The organism is Magnetovibrio blakemorei, from assembly GCF_001746755.1.
In the GTDB taxonomy this organism is placed as follows: domain Bacteria; phylum Pseudomonadota; class Alphaproteobacteria; order Rhodospirillales; family Magnetovibrionaceae; genus Magnetovibrio; species Magnetovibrio blakemorei.
This window is the reverse complement of the sequence record NZ_MCGG01000009.1, coordinates 76697-93611: the sequence shown is the minus strand read 5'-3', so window position 1 is coordinate 93611 and position 16915 is coordinate 76697. Positions and strand designations below refer to the sequence as shown.

Annotated in this window: 17 protein-coding genes; 10 read left to right on the top strand and 7 right to left on the bottom strand. The window is 53.4% G+C overall.

Annotation, left to right across the window (positions count from 1 at the left end; all coding sequences use genetic code 11):
• Positions 1 to 63: 63 nt before the first annotated feature.
• Entirely contained in the window at positions 64 to 1386 is a 1323-nt protein-coding gene (locus tag BEN30_RS03145; protein WP_170826942.1) for a S8 family serine peptidase, read from the bottom strand.
• Between the two features lie 451 nt (positions 1387 to 1837).
• Between BEN30_RS03145 and BEN30_RS03140 the strand changes: the two genes are divergently transcribed.
• On the top strand, positions 1838 to 2194 hold the full coding sequence (locus BEN30_RS03140; protein ID WP_069956887.1) for a hypothetical protein: 357 nt from the start codon (positions 1838 to 1840) through the stop codon (positions 2192 to 2194).
• On the opposite strand, the gene BEN30_RS03135 is transcribed toward BEN30_RS03140, so the two are convergent.
• The 3 genes from BEN30_RS03135 to BEN30_RS03125 are packed head-to-tail and all read right to left on the bottom strand — an operon-like array spanning position 2186 to position 4636.
• The gene (locus BEN30_RS03135; RefSeq protein WP_069956886.1) at positions 2186 to 3229 is read right to left on the bottom strand and encodes a CobW family GTP-binding protein; all 1044 of its coding nucleotides are present in this window, start codon (positions 3227 to 3229) and stop codon (positions 2186 to 2188) included. The two genes, BEN30_RS03140 and BEN30_RS03135, sit on opposite strands and share 9 nt — an antisense overlap.
• Positions 3222 to 3647: a phosphoribosyl-AMP cyclohydrolase gene (gene hisI / locus BEN30_RS03130; protein ID WP_069956934.1), complete on the bottom strand. Its 426-nt coding sequence runs from the start codon at positions 3645 to 3647 to the stop codon at positions 3222 to 3224. Before hisI ends, BEN30_RS03135 begins: the two co-directional genes overlap by 8 nt.
• An 11-nt stretch (positions 3648 to 3658) precedes the next feature.
• Positions 3659 to 4636 (bottom strand): zinc ABC transporter substrate-binding protein, encoded by a 978-nt coding sequence (locus BEN30_RS03125; protein WP_069956885.1) that lies wholly within the window; start codon positions 4634 to 4636, stop codon positions 3659 to 3661.
• A 113-nt stretch (positions 4637 to 4749) separates the two neighbouring features.
• Between BEN30_RS03125 and BEN30_RS03120 the strand changes: the two genes are divergently transcribed.
• The 3 genes from BEN30_RS03120 to BEN30_RS03110 are packed head-to-tail and all read left to right on the top strand — an operon-like array spanning position 4750 to position 6878.
• Positions 4750 to 5274: a transcriptional repressor gene (locus BEN30_RS03120; RefSeq protein ID WP_069956884.1), complete on the top strand. Its 525-nt coding sequence runs from the start codon at positions 4750 to 4752 to the stop codon at positions 5272 to 5274.
• Entirely contained in the window at positions 5267 to 6073 is an 807-nt protein-coding gene (gene znuC, locus BEN30_RS03115; protein ID WP_069956883.1) for a zinc ABC transporter ATP-binding protein ZnuC, read from the top strand. The genes BEN30_RS03120 and znuC overlap by 8 nt, the downstream gene beginning before the upstream one ends.
• On the top strand, positions 6024 to 6878 hold the full coding sequence (locus tag BEN30_RS03110) for a metal ABC transporter permease (RefSeq protein ID WP_322091065.1): 855 nt from the start codon (positions 6024 to 6026) through the stop codon (positions 6876 to 6878). The genes znuC and BEN30_RS03110 overlap by 50 nt, the downstream gene beginning before the upstream one ends.
• Before the next feature lie 5 nt (positions 6879 to 6883).
• Here the strand turns inward: BEN30_RS03110 and BEN30_RS03105 are convergent, their stop codons facing one another.
• On the bottom strand, positions 6884 to 7207 hold the full coding sequence (locus BEN30_RS03105; RefSeq protein WP_069956882.1) for a hypothetical protein: 324 nt from the start codon (positions 7205 to 7207) through the stop codon (positions 6884 to 6886).
• A 78-nt stretch (positions 7208 to 7285) separates the two neighbouring features.
• Positions 7286 to 8500 carry a cystathionine beta-lyase gene (gene metC, locus BEN30_RS03100; protein WP_069956881.1) on the bottom strand — a complete coding sequence of 405 codons (1215 nt, stop codon included), beginning with the start codon at positions 8498 to 8500 and terminating at the stop codon, positions 7286 to 7288.
• A gap of 405 nt (positions 8501 to 8905) precedes the next feature.
• Here metC and BEN30_RS03095 point away from each other — a divergent pair, with 405 nt between their 5' ends.
• The 5 genes from BEN30_RS03095 (at position 8906) to BEN30_RS03075 (ending at position 13384) form a co-directional block, all read left to right on the top strand.
• Complete coding sequence (locus BEN30_RS03095) at positions 8906 to 9889, top strand: amino acid ABC transporter substrate-binding protein (RefSeq protein WP_069956932.1); 984 nt, start codon at positions 8906 to 8908, stop codon at positions 9887 to 9889.
• Positions 9890 to 9998: 109 nt separating this feature from the next.
• A complete protein-coding gene (locus BEN30_RS03090) occupies positions 9999 to 11195 on the top strand; it encodes an amino acid ABC transporter permease (protein ID WP_069956880.1) in 1197 nt (398 codons plus the stop codon).
• A 13-nt stretch (positions 11196 to 11208) separates the two neighbouring features.
• Positions 11209 to 12309, top strand: a complete 1101-nt coding sequence (locus tag BEN30_RS03085; protein ID WP_069956879.1) for an amino acid ABC transporter permease — start codon at positions 11209 to 11211, stop codon at positions 12307 to 12309.
• 26 nt (positions 12310 to 12335) lie between these two features.
• Positions 12336 to 13091 carry an amino acid ABC transporter ATP-binding protein gene (locus BEN30_RS03080; protein ID WP_211563264.1) on the top strand — a complete coding sequence of 252 codons (756 nt, stop codon included), beginning with the start codon at positions 12336 to 12338 and terminating at the stop codon, positions 13089 to 13091.
• 17 nt (positions 13092 to 13108) lie between these two features.
• Positions 13109 to 13384, top strand: coding sequence for a hypothetical protein (locus BEN30_RS03075; protein ID WP_069956877.1), 276 nt, complete (start codon positions 13109 to 13111; stop codon positions 13382 to 13384).
• 56 nt (positions 13385 to 13440) lie between these two features.
• Here the strand turns inward: BEN30_RS03075 and BEN30_RS03070 are convergent, their stop codons facing one another.
• Positions 13441 to 14433 carry a PDC sensor domain-containing protein gene (locus BEN30_RS03070; protein WP_211563262.1) on the bottom strand — a complete coding sequence of 331 codons (993 nt, stop codon included), beginning with the start codon at positions 14431 to 14433 and terminating at the stop codon, positions 13441 to 13443.
• A gap of 216 nt (positions 14434 to 14649) precedes the next feature.
• Here BEN30_RS03070 and BEN30_RS03065 point away from each other — a divergent pair, with 216 nt between their 5' ends.
• On the top strand, positions 14650 to 16875 hold the full coding sequence (locus BEN30_RS03065) for an ATP-binding protein (protein ID WP_069956876.1): 2226 nt from the start codon (positions 14650 to 14652) through the stop codon (positions 16873 to 16875).
• Positions 16876 to 16915: the final 40 nt, after the last annotated feature.

Below are 16915 nucleotides of genomic sequence, written 5' to 3'. Positions count from 1 at the left end.
CTATATTGCTTGTCGTGAAAATGCATGCGTCCTTGAAATGGGACGCTGTCGTTTGCCTATCTACTATTTGCAGGCGGGACGGGCGTTCACGTAACCATAACCAAAGATGTCATCCCTGCCAGGTGTTCCTAAGTCGCGGGTTGCGGTGCTGAGCGCTTTGCGCAAATCGTTAGGGGTTGGTGTTTTTCCAGCATTGTTCAAGATGGCGGCCATTGCCGTGATGTAAGGCGTCGCAAATGACGTGCCGCTTTGCGCTTTGCCGCCGCCACCGGGTTGTGCCGTATAGATGGCGACACCAGGGGCCGCAAAATCGACATATTGGCCTTGGTTGGCGTGGCTGTAAATCAGTTCTGATCCTTTGGTTGCCGTGACGGCAACGACAAAGTCATAAGCCGCAGGATAGGCGGGCTTGTCCGCGCGGCCCCAATTGCCCACTGCTGCAACCATCATAAAACCTTCTTTGTTAGCAAGTTCAAAGGCTTGACGTACAACTTTGTTGTCGTTGCCGGCGATGGACAAGTTGACAGCATCGACATGTTTGGTCGCCATCCAGTCAATGGCTTTGAGTAAACCGATTGAAGACCCAACTATTTTGCCGTTTTCGTTGATCTCAAACATATTGGCGGCATATAGCTTTGCGCCGGGCAACAACCCGCCCCAATCGGCTTTGCCCACCAGCATGGCCGCCACGGCGGTGCCGTGGTCGGGAGGACCTGGTTCACGTCCGGGTTTGGTAAAGGCTTGGTGTTCAATGTGTTGACCGACGAGGGCGGGGTGGGTCATGTCGATGCCGCTGTCGATTTGGCCTAAGACGAGACCCCTGCCGCAGGTGGGCGACAAGGTGTCCCAACCCGCCATCTCACGGGCGTTTGAACCGGCAATCGCTGAGCCGCCCGCGCTGGCTTCGTATTGCTGATTGGCATCAATGGTGACGCCCGGCAGCACTATGGACAGTTTTTTGATCGCATCCTCTACGCTCATGCCAGATGGGGTGGAGACCCGCACCAAGGACATGTTGAGGCGCCCCAAACGAATGTGTTCCAAAACACCGAAACCGGCCTCGCGAATTTTATCTTCAAAACCGGCAGGAGGTTCTGCAATAAGAACCTCACCTGGCTCATAGGCCGTGTCGGGATTAAAGTTCGAACGTTTGCCCTCATAGACATTGAATTGAAACATCCGTCTTTGCTGTTCAGCAGAGGAGGCCGTTGCCGCGTTATCGTGTGTACGATCGGCTGATATGGAATCTGATTGTACAGTTACCGCAAGCCGTGATTTTTGAGATTGTTCGAAATATGTGAAAGCAGCCACACCGCCGACGATGACGACCACCATAACGCCCAGTCCGATCAAGATGGTGGTGAGTGTCTTGGTATCGGAATCCATGCGTTTTGGTTTTGCTATGGATTTCGCTTTTTGGGGAGGAGGGGCGGAAGCTATTTTTGCCATGTGTTTTTACTTTATTTTATGCGCAAATCTATCGGGATTTTATGCGCAAATTTATTGGGGACAGACCCTGTCAAAGACAAAACATAGCCAAAAATGCCTACGGCTAATATTGTGTGATAATTATAAGAGTTTGCAGGGTAACAGGGCAATCACCCAAAGAACGTATACGACCCCATGTAGAAGAATGTTTATGGGTAGAGGACATGTGGTGAGTTAAGTTTATAAGTCCACAACAATTGCAGCTATACGTGATAAAATGCTGTGACGTTTATCACACGTTTTTTTGTGTTCTCGCGTAAACTAGGGAGCATCTCCCTGTTAAAAGTGTGGTTAAATGGGGTTAAATGGGGCTCGCGCCTGGCATTGAATTGAGTTGAATTGGTTGTAAATGGAACTGCGTTTTTCAGAAGATCGTCGTAAACATCCGCGCGCAGAGCGGATGTGCTTGAGCGTGCGTTTGCAAAATGAGAGCTTTGAGGTGACAAATTGGAGCATGGGTGGTTTTTTGCTGGAAAACTACCACGGGCATTTGTCGACTGGTGCCTTGGTTAGGGTCGTGGGGCTTGGGTGTCGTGACGGCAAGATTCTTGATGTCGACTTGCCCGCCCGCGTGGTGCGCACGGATGAAAACACCATTGCGGTTAGTTATTTGGGCTTAGACACCAACGCCTACCATTTTTTGACCGATGCGCTGAACAAATGCGGTCAAATGCGCAATTTGGTTCAAGACTCAGCTTTACTTTGATACCAACTGACCGGGGATGTGGGCGCTAAAAGTGTCGCGCACCGCCTGTTCGCTTAAATTCCGGGTGATGAAAACCAACCGAGACCGCTGATCCAGGCCGTGCCAGGATGCCAAGGCGGCAGGGGGATGGAAGACGTGCTGCACGCCGTGAATGGCAATCGGGCGGTCAACATCTTTGACGTTCAACAGACCCTTGACGCGCAACACATTGGCCCCTTGTGTTGCCAACAAGGTTTCCAGCCAGTCTTGAAACGCCATGAAATCAATTGGGCCATCGGCTTCTAAAACAAATGTGCGGATGCCTGGGTCGTGGTTATGGCCATGGTTATGAGCATGGTTTTTGATTTTTTCATCATTCAGCCAATGAGCGGCATGGGCGATGAAATTTCGATCAAACAGTCCCGCTTCGATGAGGGCGCGGGCGGCGACTTGGCCGTGGGCGGCGCAAATTTGCGGCGCGCCCGGATTTAAATCGCCAAGCCGCGCTTGCAGGGCCTTCAGATCTGCGGGGTGGCTCAGATCGCATTTGCTGATGACGATGCGGTCCGCGATGGCGGCTTGTTTGACGGCTTCGTCCTGGCTGTCCAAGGTGGCGTTGCCCAGCAATCCATCCACCATGCACACCAATCCGTCCAGGCGGTATTGTCCGGCGATCAACGGGTCGCTCATCAGCGTGTGCACGATGGGGGCGGGATCGGCCAAGCCTGTGGTTTCGATGATCAGGCGTTCAAACGCGGGGACGCGGCCATCGGCGCGTTTGGCGATGAGGCTGCGCATGGCCTCAACCAAATCGCTGCGCACCGAACAACACACACAGCCGCTTTCCAGCAACACGGTGTTTTCATCAATTTTTTCCACCAGCAAATGATCAATGGATACGTCGCCGAATTCATTGATCAATACGGCCACTTTGCCCAGGTCCGGATCGTTCAGCAGGTGATTGAGCAAGGTGGTCTTGCCGCTGCCGAGAAACCCCGTCAGCACGGTGACGGCCACGGCAGTGGGAAGCGGGTCAGCCTCAGTTGTGTCAGCCATAGAGGTCGTCTAGGGAAACTTCGACCTTGGCGATGGATTTGATTTCGCCGTCGCGCACCGCGTTGTAGAAGCAATTGCGCCGCCCGGTGTGGCACGCCACGCCTTTTTGATCGACCAGCATCAGCACCGTGTCTTGATCGCAGTCCCAGCGAAAATCGACCAGGGTTTGCACTTGGCCGGACGTTTCACCCTTGCGCCATAGCTTGGAACGGGATCGGGAATAATAACACACCCGCCCCGTGGTCAAGGTTTCGACGACGGCGTCTTTGTTCATCCACGCCATCATCAAAACTTCGCCACCGTTCCCATCTTCAAGGTTTTGCTGGGCAATGGCGGGCACCAGTCCATCTGCGGTGTAGGACAACACATCGGCGATTTTTGTGGCGAGTTCCGGTGACGCGGGGACGTAGGGTTTCATCAGAGTATCCATTATTCAGCGCTGGGCTGGAGTCGCGGTTGCATGCACATCTCCATTGACGAGATGATGTCTTGGATGATGCGCAAGTATGTGTCTTCGGACAAGGGCAAATTTGTGCCCATGGGATCAACTTCGCGTAATGCGATGCCCGTTTCCGCCTGAAGGCGCAGGGCCATTTTGGGCGGGAACTGGGGTTCGTGCAGCAAACACTTCACCTCTTTGACTTTGATCAGTTCCATGATGTCGGCAACATGTTTGGCCCCCGGTTCGCGTCCCGGCGTGGTTTGGATGTGGCCGACTTCGTTAAACCCGAACTCAAGCGCCAGATAGCTGAAACCATCGTGTTGAACCAAATAGGGGACGTAGCGCATGGCGGCGACGTACTGCATGGTTTTGCGCGCCAAGATGCCGATTTTCTGGCGGGCTTGATCGGCGTTATGCTCGTATGTATCCGCATTGGCCGGGTCAATTTCACTTAACACATCGGCGATATGACTGATCAAAGCACGGGCGTTGCTGGGGGACAGCCAGATGTGCGGATCGACGCCGGTATGGCCATGCTCATCTTCAGCTTCATTTTCATGATCAGCATCTTCAGGCTCGTAATTCAGCCGCCGTAATCTGGGTGCTTTCAGCAATTCAACGACCTGGGCGGAGGAGGCGAGCTTTTCCAGCGGTCCCGACAGGGCGATTTCCAATTGCGGGCCAATCCAAAAGACAACGTCAGCATCTTCAAGCGTGCGGGCCTGGGACGGCTTCAGCGAGAACTGGTGTGGTGATGCCGTGGCCGGAATGAGCAGAACAGGATCACCCAGTTCGCCCATGACCGCTTTCACCAGCGCCTGAACCGGCTTGATGGACGCAACCACCTTGGGCGGCGCGGCGAACGCTTGAACAGGCCCAAGGGTTAAGAGGGCTGAGGCCAAGATGGCGACAAACAAGACCAAGGGCTTGATCGGGAACGGGGCGAAAAGGTGCAGTGCGCGCATGGTCGGTAATCCTTTGGTCGGCAAATGAGTGTGGTCGGAGTGTTACAATATAACGTTTGTAGGTCAAGCTTGAATGTTATATTGTAACATTTCAAAGCAAAGGGATTTTGATCATGGCCTCAATTGCTGCACCGCTCAAGCTTGGCTCATTTCCAGACGATCATCACGATCACAAAAAATGCGTCACTCAGGCGCTTCGACAAGCTGATGGAATTTGTACGACCCGCGGAGTCCGCCTGACCGATATGCGCAGGCAGGTTTTTGCCCTGGTGTGGCAAAGTCATAATCCGGTCGGAGCCTATGAAGTATTGGAAGGCTTGCGTGCCGGGGCAAAGAAAGTTCAGCCGCCAACGGTGTATCGGGCGCTGGAATTTTTGTTGGCTCAAGGCCTGATCCATCGCATCGAAAGCCTCAATGCCTATATCGGTTGCACCGTTCCGGGCGATGCTCATGCCGGGCAGTTTCTCATTTGTCGAGATTGCGGCCAAGCTGCCGAATTGATTGATCAACGCATTGATGCTGCGATCGATCAAGGGGCGAAGTCGGCTGGATTTTACGTCGAACATCCCACCGTTGAGTTGGAAGGCCTCTGCGCACATTGTCGTTCAACGTCCGAGGCTAACTCACATTATGAATAGCCTGATACCGCTGATTGAAGTGAAGAACGTGGACGTTTCCTATAGCGGTCATTGTGTTTTGTCGGGTGCCAATGTGGTCGTACGCCGCGGCGAAATCGTCACCTTGATCGGCCCCAATGGCGCGGGCAAAACCACGTTGGTGCGGGTGATGCTGGGGCTGTTGCGCCCCACTGTTGGAACCGTGTCGCGCCAACCGGGCTTGTCCATTGGCTATATGCCGCAACGCCTCAGCATCGATCCGGCCTTGCCCATCACGGTGAAGCGGTTTTTGCAATTGGGCTCTCCTCAAGGTTTGCGCAAAGACCAATGCGCTGAGGTGCTTGAAGAAGTGGGGGCGGGCCACGTTATTGCTCAACCCATGCAGGGCATTTCCGGGGGCGAGTTGCAGCGCGTTTTGCTGGCGCGCGCGTTGTTGCGTGAACCCGATGTGTTGGTTTTGGATGAACCCGTACAAGGCGTCGACCTGACGGGGCAGGCGGAACTGTACCGTTTGATCGAAGGCATTCGCGAACACCGGAACGTCGGCGTGGTGATGGTGTCGCACGACTTGCATGTGGTGATGGCGCAGACCGACCACGTTATTTGTCTGAACCAGCATGTGTGCTGCGCGGGACATCCCAGCGCGGTCAGCGTGCATCCCGAGTTCGTTGCCTTGTTCGGCACCGATGTGGCCTCGACCTTGGCAGTTTATGCCCACAAACATGACCATGAACACACGCTTGATGGGCATGTGGAGGAGGGGCATGTGGATGGGCGCGAACATGTCCATGTCCATGGGGAGAGCTGTCATCATGGATGAGTGGGGCTTGGGGCTGAACGTGGATGCCTTTTTGGTGCGCGCCTTGTTGGCAGGGTGCGCGGTGGCGATTGTCGCCGGACCGTTAGGGGCGTTCGTGGTGTGGCGACGCATGGCGTATTTTGGCGGCGCCCTGTCGCATACGGCATTGCTGGGCGTGGCGTTGGGTTTTTTGCTCGGCGTCGAGCCAATTGCCGGGGTGTCTTTTGTGGTTGTTGCCGTGGCGTTGATATTGGGCGGATTGCAGCGTGTGCGCGGGCTTTCGTTGGATACTCTGTTGGGCGTCGTCGCCCATGCGGCGCTGGCGTTGGGCTTGATTGTGGCCTCCACCTTGGAAGGGGTGCGCATTGATTTGATGGGCTATTTGTTTGGCGACATCCTGGCCGTAGGGTGGGCGGATGTGGCGTGGATCTGGCTCAGTATCGCCGTTATCCTGGGCGCATTGAGCTTTTTATGGCGCGATTTGTTGAGTGCCACGGTGCATGCCGACTTGGCCCAGGTGGAGGGCGTCAATGTGCGTCGTACCGACGTCATTTTCATGTTGTTGCTGGCGTGTGTGGTGGCGCTGGCGATGCAGGTGGTGGGGATTTTGCTGGTTACGTCCATGCTGATCATCCCCGCTTCAGCGGTGCGCAGCTTGTCGCGAACGCCGGAAGCCATGGCGGTTCTGGCCGCTGGGACAGGGGTGATTTCCGTATGCGCCGGGTTGTGGGCGTCTTACCTGTTCGACATTCCTGCCGGGCCGGGCATCGTGGCGGCGGCGTCTTTGCTGTTTGTTGGTGGCATGTTGGTCAAATCACGCGCATAGAGACCTTAAGCGCAGGCGCTTTGTCGGGGGAGATCTAGGGGGACTTGTGTCAAGGTCCACGCTTGCAACGCTTTGGCGGCCTTTAAATATTGGCATTCCAGTCCAAGCGGCGGGTGGAGATATAAATTGATCGTTCTCAGCCCGCCTTCCAGACAATGGGCGCAGGTGTTCGGGCATTTTTGCCCACCCAGGCAGCACGCTTCGTTGCAATTGCGCAGATCCTTCATGCCGTGGCACCACATGGTCACGGCATCCGTGAAGTTCTCGCTCAAGATCGTGTGAGAAACAACGTTCAGGAGGTGGATGGTTTGTTTTTTGATGATGAACATTTTGACCTCAACTCATGCGTAAACTCGATGAGTTTCAATACAAAATGTTCATTACATTTGTATGGTGGATTTAAGATCTTATGCGTGCAATCTCTGCAACCCCGCATCTAAATCGCGAATTAAGTCGTCGGAGTCTTCCAAACCCGCATGAATGCGTAGAACCGGCTGTTTGTAGGGCCACGTGACGGTGGTGCGCATGGTGCGGGGATCGGACGGAATGATCAGGCTTTCAAAGCCGCCCCAACTGTAACCCATGGAGAATAACTCCATACCGTCGAGCAAGCGCGCCAGGTCGGCATCGCTGGGGCCATCTTTTAAAACAATGCCGAACAAACCCGATGAGCCGGTGAAGTCACGCTTCCAATTGGCGTGTCCGGGGCAGCTTTCCATGGCGGGGTGGAGCACCGTTTCGACTTCGGGGCGCGCCGCCAACCAGTGGGCCAGTTTCAGCCCGGTCTGCTCGTGGCGGCTCAGGCGCATCGCCAAGGTGCGCAGGCCGCGCAACCCCAGATAACAATCGTCTGGCGCGGTGGAATAGCCGAGGCCCACTTGGGTGATTTTCAGGTGCTCGTACAAATTGCGATCATTGACGCTTATGGCCCCCAACATGGCGTCCGAATGGCCGACGATGTATTTGGTCGCAGCTTGCAAGGAAATATCAACGCCGTGCTCAAACGGCTTGAAGTGGTAGCCCCCCGACCAGGTGTTGTCCATGACCACTTTTGCTCCGCCCGCATGGGCGATTTCAGCAATCATAGCGATGTCTTGGACTTCAAAGGTGATGGAGCCTGGGGCTTCGGTAAAGACGATTTTGGTGTTGGGGCGCATCAAAGCTCTAATCTCGTTGGCGCTGGCCATGGGCGGGAAATAGCTGGTCTCGACGCCGAATTTTTTGAGAAAACCTTCGCAGTATTTGATGGTCGGGAAATAGGCGCTGTCGGTGACCAGGACGTGCTCTCCCGCGTGCAGGGTTGCCGCCAGCGACACAGCAATGGCAGCCATGCCGGACGGCACTGCGACGCAATGGGCGGCCCCTTCCAAGTCGGCCACGGCCTCTTCAAAGGCAAATGTCGTCGGCGTGCCGTAGCGGCCGTAATAGACCCTGTCAAAGCGGTGCTTTTCCGCATCATGAAGCGCCGCAACGGTGGGAAAGGTGACGGTTGAGGCATGATACACAGGGGTGTTAACAATGCCGAAATTTGCCTCTGGATCGCGCCCTTTGAGGCTCAGGCGGGTGTCCGCATGCAGTTTATGATGCCCGGATTTGGCGTTTGAAGAGGTAGAACGCGTCATGTTGAAATGGTATCCTTTTGCGGGAGTACGTCATTTTTTGCTCGTAATGCAGTTGGTCGAAACGCATATGTAAGCGGATGAGTGTGGCGTGAATCGGACTGAAATACCAGTCTTGAGGCTGTGTATGAGAGTGATTTACACTACCTAGTGCAAATTGCGGATATCGCATGTTGATTGTTCCGTTACATTTGTGTCTTGGGTGTTTGAAACAATCGTGTTACGCCTTTGATACATCTGGTGCGAGAGTGACTTCCACGTTAAGTGCGTAAATGGTTGGGGAACCAGGAAGTCAATCTTCAAGTGCATATCGGCGTGTGACGTTCCCACGCCGATGTCGATATAAGAATTAAATTGGGAATTTTGGAGGAAACAACCGTGAAAAAATCCATTACCGTATTCGGCGCCATGGCTGCCACCATGATCGCTACGTCTGCTTTTGCAGGTACTCTTGAAGACGTTACGGCGCGCGGCACGCTTTCGTGCGGCGTGAACACCGGCTTGCCGGGGTTCTCTTTGCAAGATGACAAAGGCAACTGGACCGGTATTGACGTTGACGTTTGCCGCGCTGTTGCTGCTGCCGTGTTGGGCGATGCCACCAAAGTCCGCTTTGTACCGTTGACGGCAAAAGAACGTTTCACCGCATTGCAGTCTGGTGAAATCGATATGTTGTCGCGCAACACCACCTGGACTCACACTCGCGACACCTCGCTGGGTCTGAACTTTGCCGGTGTGAACTACTACGATGGTCAAGGCTTTTTGGTGCAAAAAGCGCTCGGCGTGAAAAGTGCCAAAGAACTCGATGGCGCATCTGTTTGTATCCAGGCCGGTACCACCACCGAATTGAACTTGGCTGATTACTTCCGCCTCAACGGCATGAAGTATTCCGCCGTCGTGTACGACACGTCCGATCAAACCCGTGAAGGTTTTGAAGCGGCACGTTGCGACATTTTGACCTCTGACCAATCTCAGCTCTATGCGATTCGTTCCAAAATGGCAGATCCGACCAGCGCCGTGGTGCTGCCGGAAGTCATTTCGAAAGAGCCGCTTGGCCCCGTGGTTCGTCAAGGCGACGATGCTTGGTTTAACATCGTGAAGTGGACCTTGTACGCACAAGTGAACGCCGAAGAAATGGGCGTGACATCTGCCAATGCAATGGAAATGAAAACCGCTGCCGATCCGAACGTCAAACGTTTGCTGGGCACCGAAGGTGACGCCGGTGCGAAATTGGGCATCAGCGCCGACTGGGCCTACAACGTGGTCTCTCAGGTTGGTAACTACGGTGAAATGTTCGAACGCAATGTGGGTCTGAAAACACCCCTGGCGATTGCCCGCGGTCTGAACGCACTGTGGAACAATGGTGGCCTGCAGTACGCACCGCCGATCCGCTAAGTCTATAACTGATCCGGCCATGTCCTGTTGGGGGGCATGGCCGGTTTGGTTACCCTGTTAAGTTGGCCTAGCTTCACAAGAGCTTATAGGGAACGGGAGAGACGGGCACATGGCGGACCCCATTCAGCAACCAGATGTGGACAGCCACAGTAAAACGGCGATTTGGAACGATCCGACGTTTCGTTCCATCACCTTTCAAGTTTTGGCAGTCGTCGTTCTCGGTTGGTTTTTTTATACCATTTTCAGCAATACGCTGCACAATATGGAAAGCCGTGGAATCACCACGGGCTTTGCTTTTCTCGACAACACTTCCGGTTTTGGCATTTTGATGTCGCTCATCGAATACGATGAGACCCATACCTATGGCGATACCTTTATTGTCGGTCTGTTGAACACCTTGCTTGTGTCTGTTGTCGGTATCATTACGGCGACCATCATCGGCTTTGTCATGGGTGTTGCGCGGCTGTCGAAAAACTGGCTGATCGCCAAGATTGCTACGGTTTATGTCGAATCCCTGCGCAACATTCCCTTGTTGCTGCAAATTTTCTTTTGGTACGCGTTGATGCGCACCTTGCCGCCGCCTCGCGGCAGTATCCAGCTCATTCAAGATGCGGTGTTGCTCAATGGTCGTGGGCTGTATATGCCAGCACCTGTCCCAGCAGATGGATTTGGCTTTGTGAACATCGCGCTGTTGGTGGCGGTTATCGCTTCCATCGTGCTGGTGAAATGGACGAAAAAACGCCAAGAAGCGACTGGACAGTTGTTTCCGGCCTACTGGACTTCTCTGGGGATGATTGTCGGTCTGCCGTTGGGGGTCTTTTTGATCGCAGGCATGCCCATGAGCCTGGATTACCCCGTGCTCAAAGGCTTCAATTTCGTCGGTGGCATGCGCATTATTCCGGAATTTATGGCGCTGTGGTGGGCCTTGTCTCTGTACACGGCTACCTTTATCGCCGAAATCGTTCGCGCCGGTATTTTGGCGGTGAGCCATGGCCAGACCGAGGCCGCGCACGCCTTGGGGATTCCCAATGGGCCGACCTTGCGCTTGGTTGTCATTCCCCAGGCCATGCGGGTGATCATTCCGCCGCTGACCAGCCAGTATCTCAATTTGGCAAAAAACTCTTCGTTGGCGACCGCCATCGGTTACCCCGATTTGGTCGGCGTGTTCATGGGCACAACCTTGAACCAAACCGGTCAAGCGGTGGAAATTGTTGCCATGACCATGATGGTGTATTTGGTCATGAGTTTGTCCATTTCCGCGCTCATGAATTGGTTCAACAAACGTATGGCCATGGTCGAAAGATAGGGGAGCCTAAATTATGAACGAATTTAAACCACTTCCCAGTCTTCCGCCCCCTGCTTCTCTGACGGGCGTGGTTGGGTGGTTGCACAAAAACCTGTTTTCAACGCCGCTTTACACCATTTTGACCCTTGTCGTGGGTTACTTGGTCATCAGTTCTTTGATCCCGGTGTTGGATTGGGCGATTTTTTCGGCCAATTTTACGGGCAATGATCGCAGCGCGTGTGAATCCGGCACCGGGGCGTGTTGGGCGTTCATCGGCAATCGCATCAATATTTTCGCGTATGGAAGTTACCCGGCAGCCGAATATTGGCGGCTGGATATTTGTTTTGCCTTGTTGGTGCTGTCGTTTGGGCCACAGTTTTTTGACAAGTTCCCCTACAAGATGTGGTTGGGCGTCTTCTCCTTAACGGGCTTCCCGGTGATCTGTTTTTATCTCATTTCAGGCGGTGCATTCGGTTTGGAAAGCATCGAAACGGGGAAATGGGGTGGCTTGGCTTTGACGTTGATGCTGGCTTATGTCGGCATCGTTGCAGCCTTGCCGTTTGGTATCGTCCTGGCCTTGGGACGGCGTTCGGAAATGCCCGTGATCCGCACTTTCTGCATCGCTTTTATCGAACTGTGGCGTGGTGTGCCGTTGATTTCGGTGTTGTTCATGTCATCGGTGATGTTGCCGTTGTTCCTGCCCGAGGGCATGAACTTCGACAAGTTGCTGCGCGCCTTGATCGGCATCACCATGTTCCAATCGGCATATATGGCCGAAGTGATCCGCGGTGGCCTGCAAGCCATTCCGCGCGGTCAGTATGAAGCGTCCAAGGCCTTGGGGCTCAGCTATTGGAAAAGCATGGGGCTGATCATTTTACCCCAAGCGTTGAAGCTGGTTATTCCCGGCATCGTCAACACCTTCATCGCCTTGTTCAAGGACACCACCTTGGTCTTGATCATTGGTCTGTTGGATATTTTGGCGACCGTTCAGGCGTCGATCACCGATCCCGAGTGGGGCAGTGTGGCGACCGAAGGCTACGTCTTCGCGGCGCTGTGTTTTTGGGTGTTCTGTTTTGGTATGTCGCGTTACAGCCAATCTCTGGAGCGCAAACTGCACACCGGGCATAAACGATAGGTCCCCAGTTTAGGAAAGTTATGGCTATGGAAAATGCATCTTCAAACGAACTGGCCGTCCAACTGGTGGACGTCAACAAATGGTATGGTGAGTTTCATGTTCTCAAAAACATAAACCTCAATGTTACCCCCGGTGAACGCATTGTCATTTGTGGACCGTCCGGGTCCGGTAAATCGACCATGATCCGCTGCATCAACCGTTTGGAAGAACACCAAAAAGGTAAGATCATCGTTAACGGCATTGAACTCACCGAAGACTTAAAGCGCATTGATGAAGTGCGCCGGGAAGTCGGCATGTGTTTTCAGCACTTTAATTTGTTTCCCCATTTGACGGTTTTGGAAAACTGTACTTTGGCCCCCATTTGGGTGCGCAAAATGCCCAAGTCCGAAGCGGTGAAAATCGCCATGCACTATTTGGAGCGGGTGAAAATTCCCGAACAGGCGGACAAGTATCCGGGCCAGTTGTCGGGTGGCCAGCAGCAACGTGTCGCCATTGCGCGGTCGTTGTGCATGAATCCGAAAATCATGTTGTTTGATGAACCGACCTCGGCGCTTGATCCGGAAATGATCAAAGAAGTGCTCGACGTCATGGTCGAACTGGCTGAAGAGGGCATGACCATGTTGTGCGTCACCCACGAAATGGGCTTCGCCAAGCTGGTGGCCAATCGCGTGATCTTTATGGACGCGGGCCAAGTGGTGGAAGAAAACGAACCGCACGAATTTTTCGACAACCCGCAAAACGATCGTACCAAGCTGTTTCTCAGCCAGATTTTGAACCATTAAGCAGGGGAGGGAAAACGATGCAACCTGTGCCCAAAAGCCTGCGCATGCGTGCTGAAGAAGTTAAGAAGAAAGTCCAAGATATTTTGGATGTGTCGTGTGCTGGTCATGACGAGGAAGTCGTTAAGGCGATTGAGAAAGCCATCATTGAGGCTTTGTTGGAAGAACGTGAACGGTGCGCCGCCGTGGCTTACAATCACGTTTGTGCCGAGGACAGAGACCGCGCCCATAAGCTTTCTGAAGAAATCAAACGCGTACGTGACGCCCTGGCTGCGAACCTCGGCAGTCTGCGTTGAGGCGCTAATAAACAAAGCCCGCTCAGATGTTTTATCATCTGAGCGGGCTTTTTTGTCTACACGCCCAATGTCCCAAACCAAAATTCCATACCGTTTTTGAGAAACTCGTCATAGCGAATGTAGTGCGAGCCATCGCATGAAAAATTCAACGACACCATTCCATTGCACACGTTGATAGACCCGGCGCGCAGATAGATGTTTTCGTCCGCAAAACGCAACTGGCGAAACATGTCGAAGATGGGGGCGATGTCTTTTGCGGGGATGATGGCTTTATCGGTGTAGGGCCTGTGCGGATAAGCGAGACATGTGTTCGGGTCGGTTAAGTCTTCCAAACCGAGCAGGCGATAACAATATGGGTCATCCACCAGCCAGATGGTGGCGCGGTTGCTGGAAAAATGCAGCTTGCCGTGAAACACCCCGTGGTGGGTCATCAATTCCGTCATCAAGGACATGACGTCGTCCAGGCGGGCATCAATCTCGCTTTCAACGCGATGCTGTTGAAACAGGTTGCCGCGAATGGACGGGTCGCCTTTGATTTGCCGCCAGGTTTGGGATTCTTCATAGAGGCCTTGGGTGGCGGGCAATTCCCGCAAATCGTAATCCGCGCCCAAGAAACCGACATGCTTGTTGTTCTTGTCACGGATCACGCGAATGGCGGTTAACGATGGGCGTTTGGAATTGCGGCTGATGTAAGCTTCGGACAAGCGAAAGTTGGTGGAGCCCAAAATCCCTTGCATGTAAGGCCGCTTGGAACGGTCACGGCCAAAGTGGGCAAGGTCGGGTCCTTGGCGGGTGATGTTCGCCACCAACTGCACCCCCTGGGCGTCCATGACGTAGAGATGCTTGCAATCGGGTATTTCCTTCAAAGCCTTGGTCAGGCGCCGTTCCAGGGCTTTGCGGTCCGCCAGCAGGGGGACGCATTTACGCGACAGCTTGCGCATCGCGCGACTGATCATGGATGTCAGCATTTCACGCTGCTTTAAGACCGCCGTCCGCATATCCGCAGGCGGCACGTCTCCATCACTTTTTAGCTCATCTTGTTGGTTCACCAGTAGGGTCCGTTTCGCTTGGGGGAGGCCTTCTTAAGATGACGGATTCGCCTTCTAAATCCTAGCGCCAATCTATGAAGCATTTAAGGAAATGGCCACACAGTTTAGGGCGGGAAGGGACGTTTGTAATACGTATAAATACGAGTAAGTAGTGTGCATTGTAATCTGTATGCAGTACAATGAACGAATCAGGGCATCAGAAGAGTTGAAAACAAAATGCGTGGCGAAACCATACGGGGCCTTCAACGCAAAATTATCGGATTGGCCGTTGCCATTGTATTGGTCACGGGCGGCGCTGTCGCACTTTCCGTATTATTGCCAATGCAGACACAAATGCGCGATGGAGCGAATGCTCACATTCGCCATAGCTTGGCACTTAAGCATCTTGCCGTTGATCAGTATCTGACGCGTTTGACCGATATTGGACGTCAAATTGTCAGTCGCACGCAAATCCGAAAACGCTTGATCAGCTATAATCAAGGGAAAACCACCTTAGAAGATGTGCAGGCTTTTTCCGATCCACGGTTGGCCGATGCTTTGAATGAAGCAGGCGATGCCTTGGGTATGGTGCGCTTGGACAAGCTCAATCGGGCGGTTTCCACCGTCGGTGTCGTTCCGCCTGAAAACATTTGGGAGAAAGCTTCAACGCTAGGCGATCCAACGGTCTTGATCGGCCCTTTGGTTCATCAAGAGCACTTGGTCGTGTACGCCGTGACGGCCATATTCGACGACAAGGGTGAACGTCACGGCACGGATATCGTGATGTTTCATCTGGGTGGACTGGCGTCAATTTTAACCAACAGGACCGCCGATGACGGAGCCGCGCGTATCTCCATAGTGCTGCAATACAGCGGTGCCAATGCGGCGCGCGCGTTTGGCTCCCTCCCTGGTGCGTCGGAGATTGCGTATTTAGGGGAAGTTTTCTCTTGGGCAACCCTTGATCAAGTGCGGTCCAGCACCGATGACGTGGTTGTGGCTTTGGGGCAAGATGGCGTAGAGCGGGCCATCACCTCAACATCATTGAATGTGGCGGAGTGGGTGTTGGTGGAGATGGAAGCCACAGATACCTTGTATGCCAATGCGCGACAGACTTTGCAGAAAGTTGTTGTCGTCATCGTCTTTATGATTGCCTTGGGCTCCTTGTTGGTGCTGAGGCTATTGCACGGTTTGACGGGACAAGTTTTGGTCACGACGGAAGAACTGCACCGCCAAATTGAGGACCGTACTCGGACTCAAAAGCAAATCATTCAGGCAAAGGAAGAGGCCGAAGAAGCCAACCAAGCAAAATCGGATTTCTTGGCCAGTATGAGTCACGAACTGCGCACCCCCTTGAATGCGGTCTTGGGTTTTGGTCAGTTGTTGCAGTTGGACCCCAAGGCGACACTTTCACCGACCCAACACGATCACCTTCAATGCATTTTAGATGGTGGCAAGCATCTCCTTGACCTGGTCAATCAAATTTTGGATTTGGCCAGGATTGAAGCCAATCAGGCTTTATTAAACCTGGAAAATGTTGATGCCGTGGAGGTCGTCTCTGAATGTATCGGTTTTTCATTGCCGCTTGGGGAAACGCGTCACATCACCATCGTTAATGATTTTGCACAAGACACAGTGGTGACGCTGCGCACCGACCCGTTGCGCTTTAAGCAGTTGCTGCTCAACCTTCTGTCCAACGCCATTAAATACAACAAAGATTATGGCGAGGTGCGCATTGGCGGCTGGGAAGTCAAAAATGGGTATTATCATTTTTATGTGAAAGACACGGGCGTCGGGATTGCGGATGAAGACCAACCACACGTCTTTAACATGTTTCATCGTTTGGGGGGGCATCCAGGGATCGCTCGTGAAGGCACGGGGATCGGGCTTACCGTGACAAAGTCTTTGGTTGAGCAAATGGCGGGGCGCATCGGTTTTGATAGTCAAGTCGGGGAGGGAACAACGTTTTGGATTGAACTGCCCTTGTCTTCCAATACGAATGCCGTGATCTGGGAGGACACGTTGCACGTGGGGGTCGTTCATCTTGACGCGGATCATCAAAAAATTGTTTCGGTGATGAATAGGATTAACCATCCCTCCATCAGCCTCGACGAATTGGATCAAGTTATAAGAGAGTTGAGACAAAACACACGTGACCATTTCAAACGCGAAGAGGTGGTGATGGACGTTTGTGGCTACCCAGATTTAGTGAAACACAAGCTCTTGCACCATGATATTTTGGCTCAATTGGGGGCTTTGGAAAAAGAATGGTATGAAGCCAAAGATGTGGCCATCGTCCCAAAGCTTCAAAAGGTGCTGAAAGACTATTGGCTGGTCCACATGATGCAAGAAGACATTAAAATCGTGCAATACACAACGGGCAAAAATACAGAAATCCGTAGGGCCTTGGACGCCCTTCTTCTCGGTGGTCATGACGCTGGACCTCTGGACGACCTCAACGCGTGATGGCCGCGCACAAAAAAAAGGCCGCTCCAACACGTTGGTG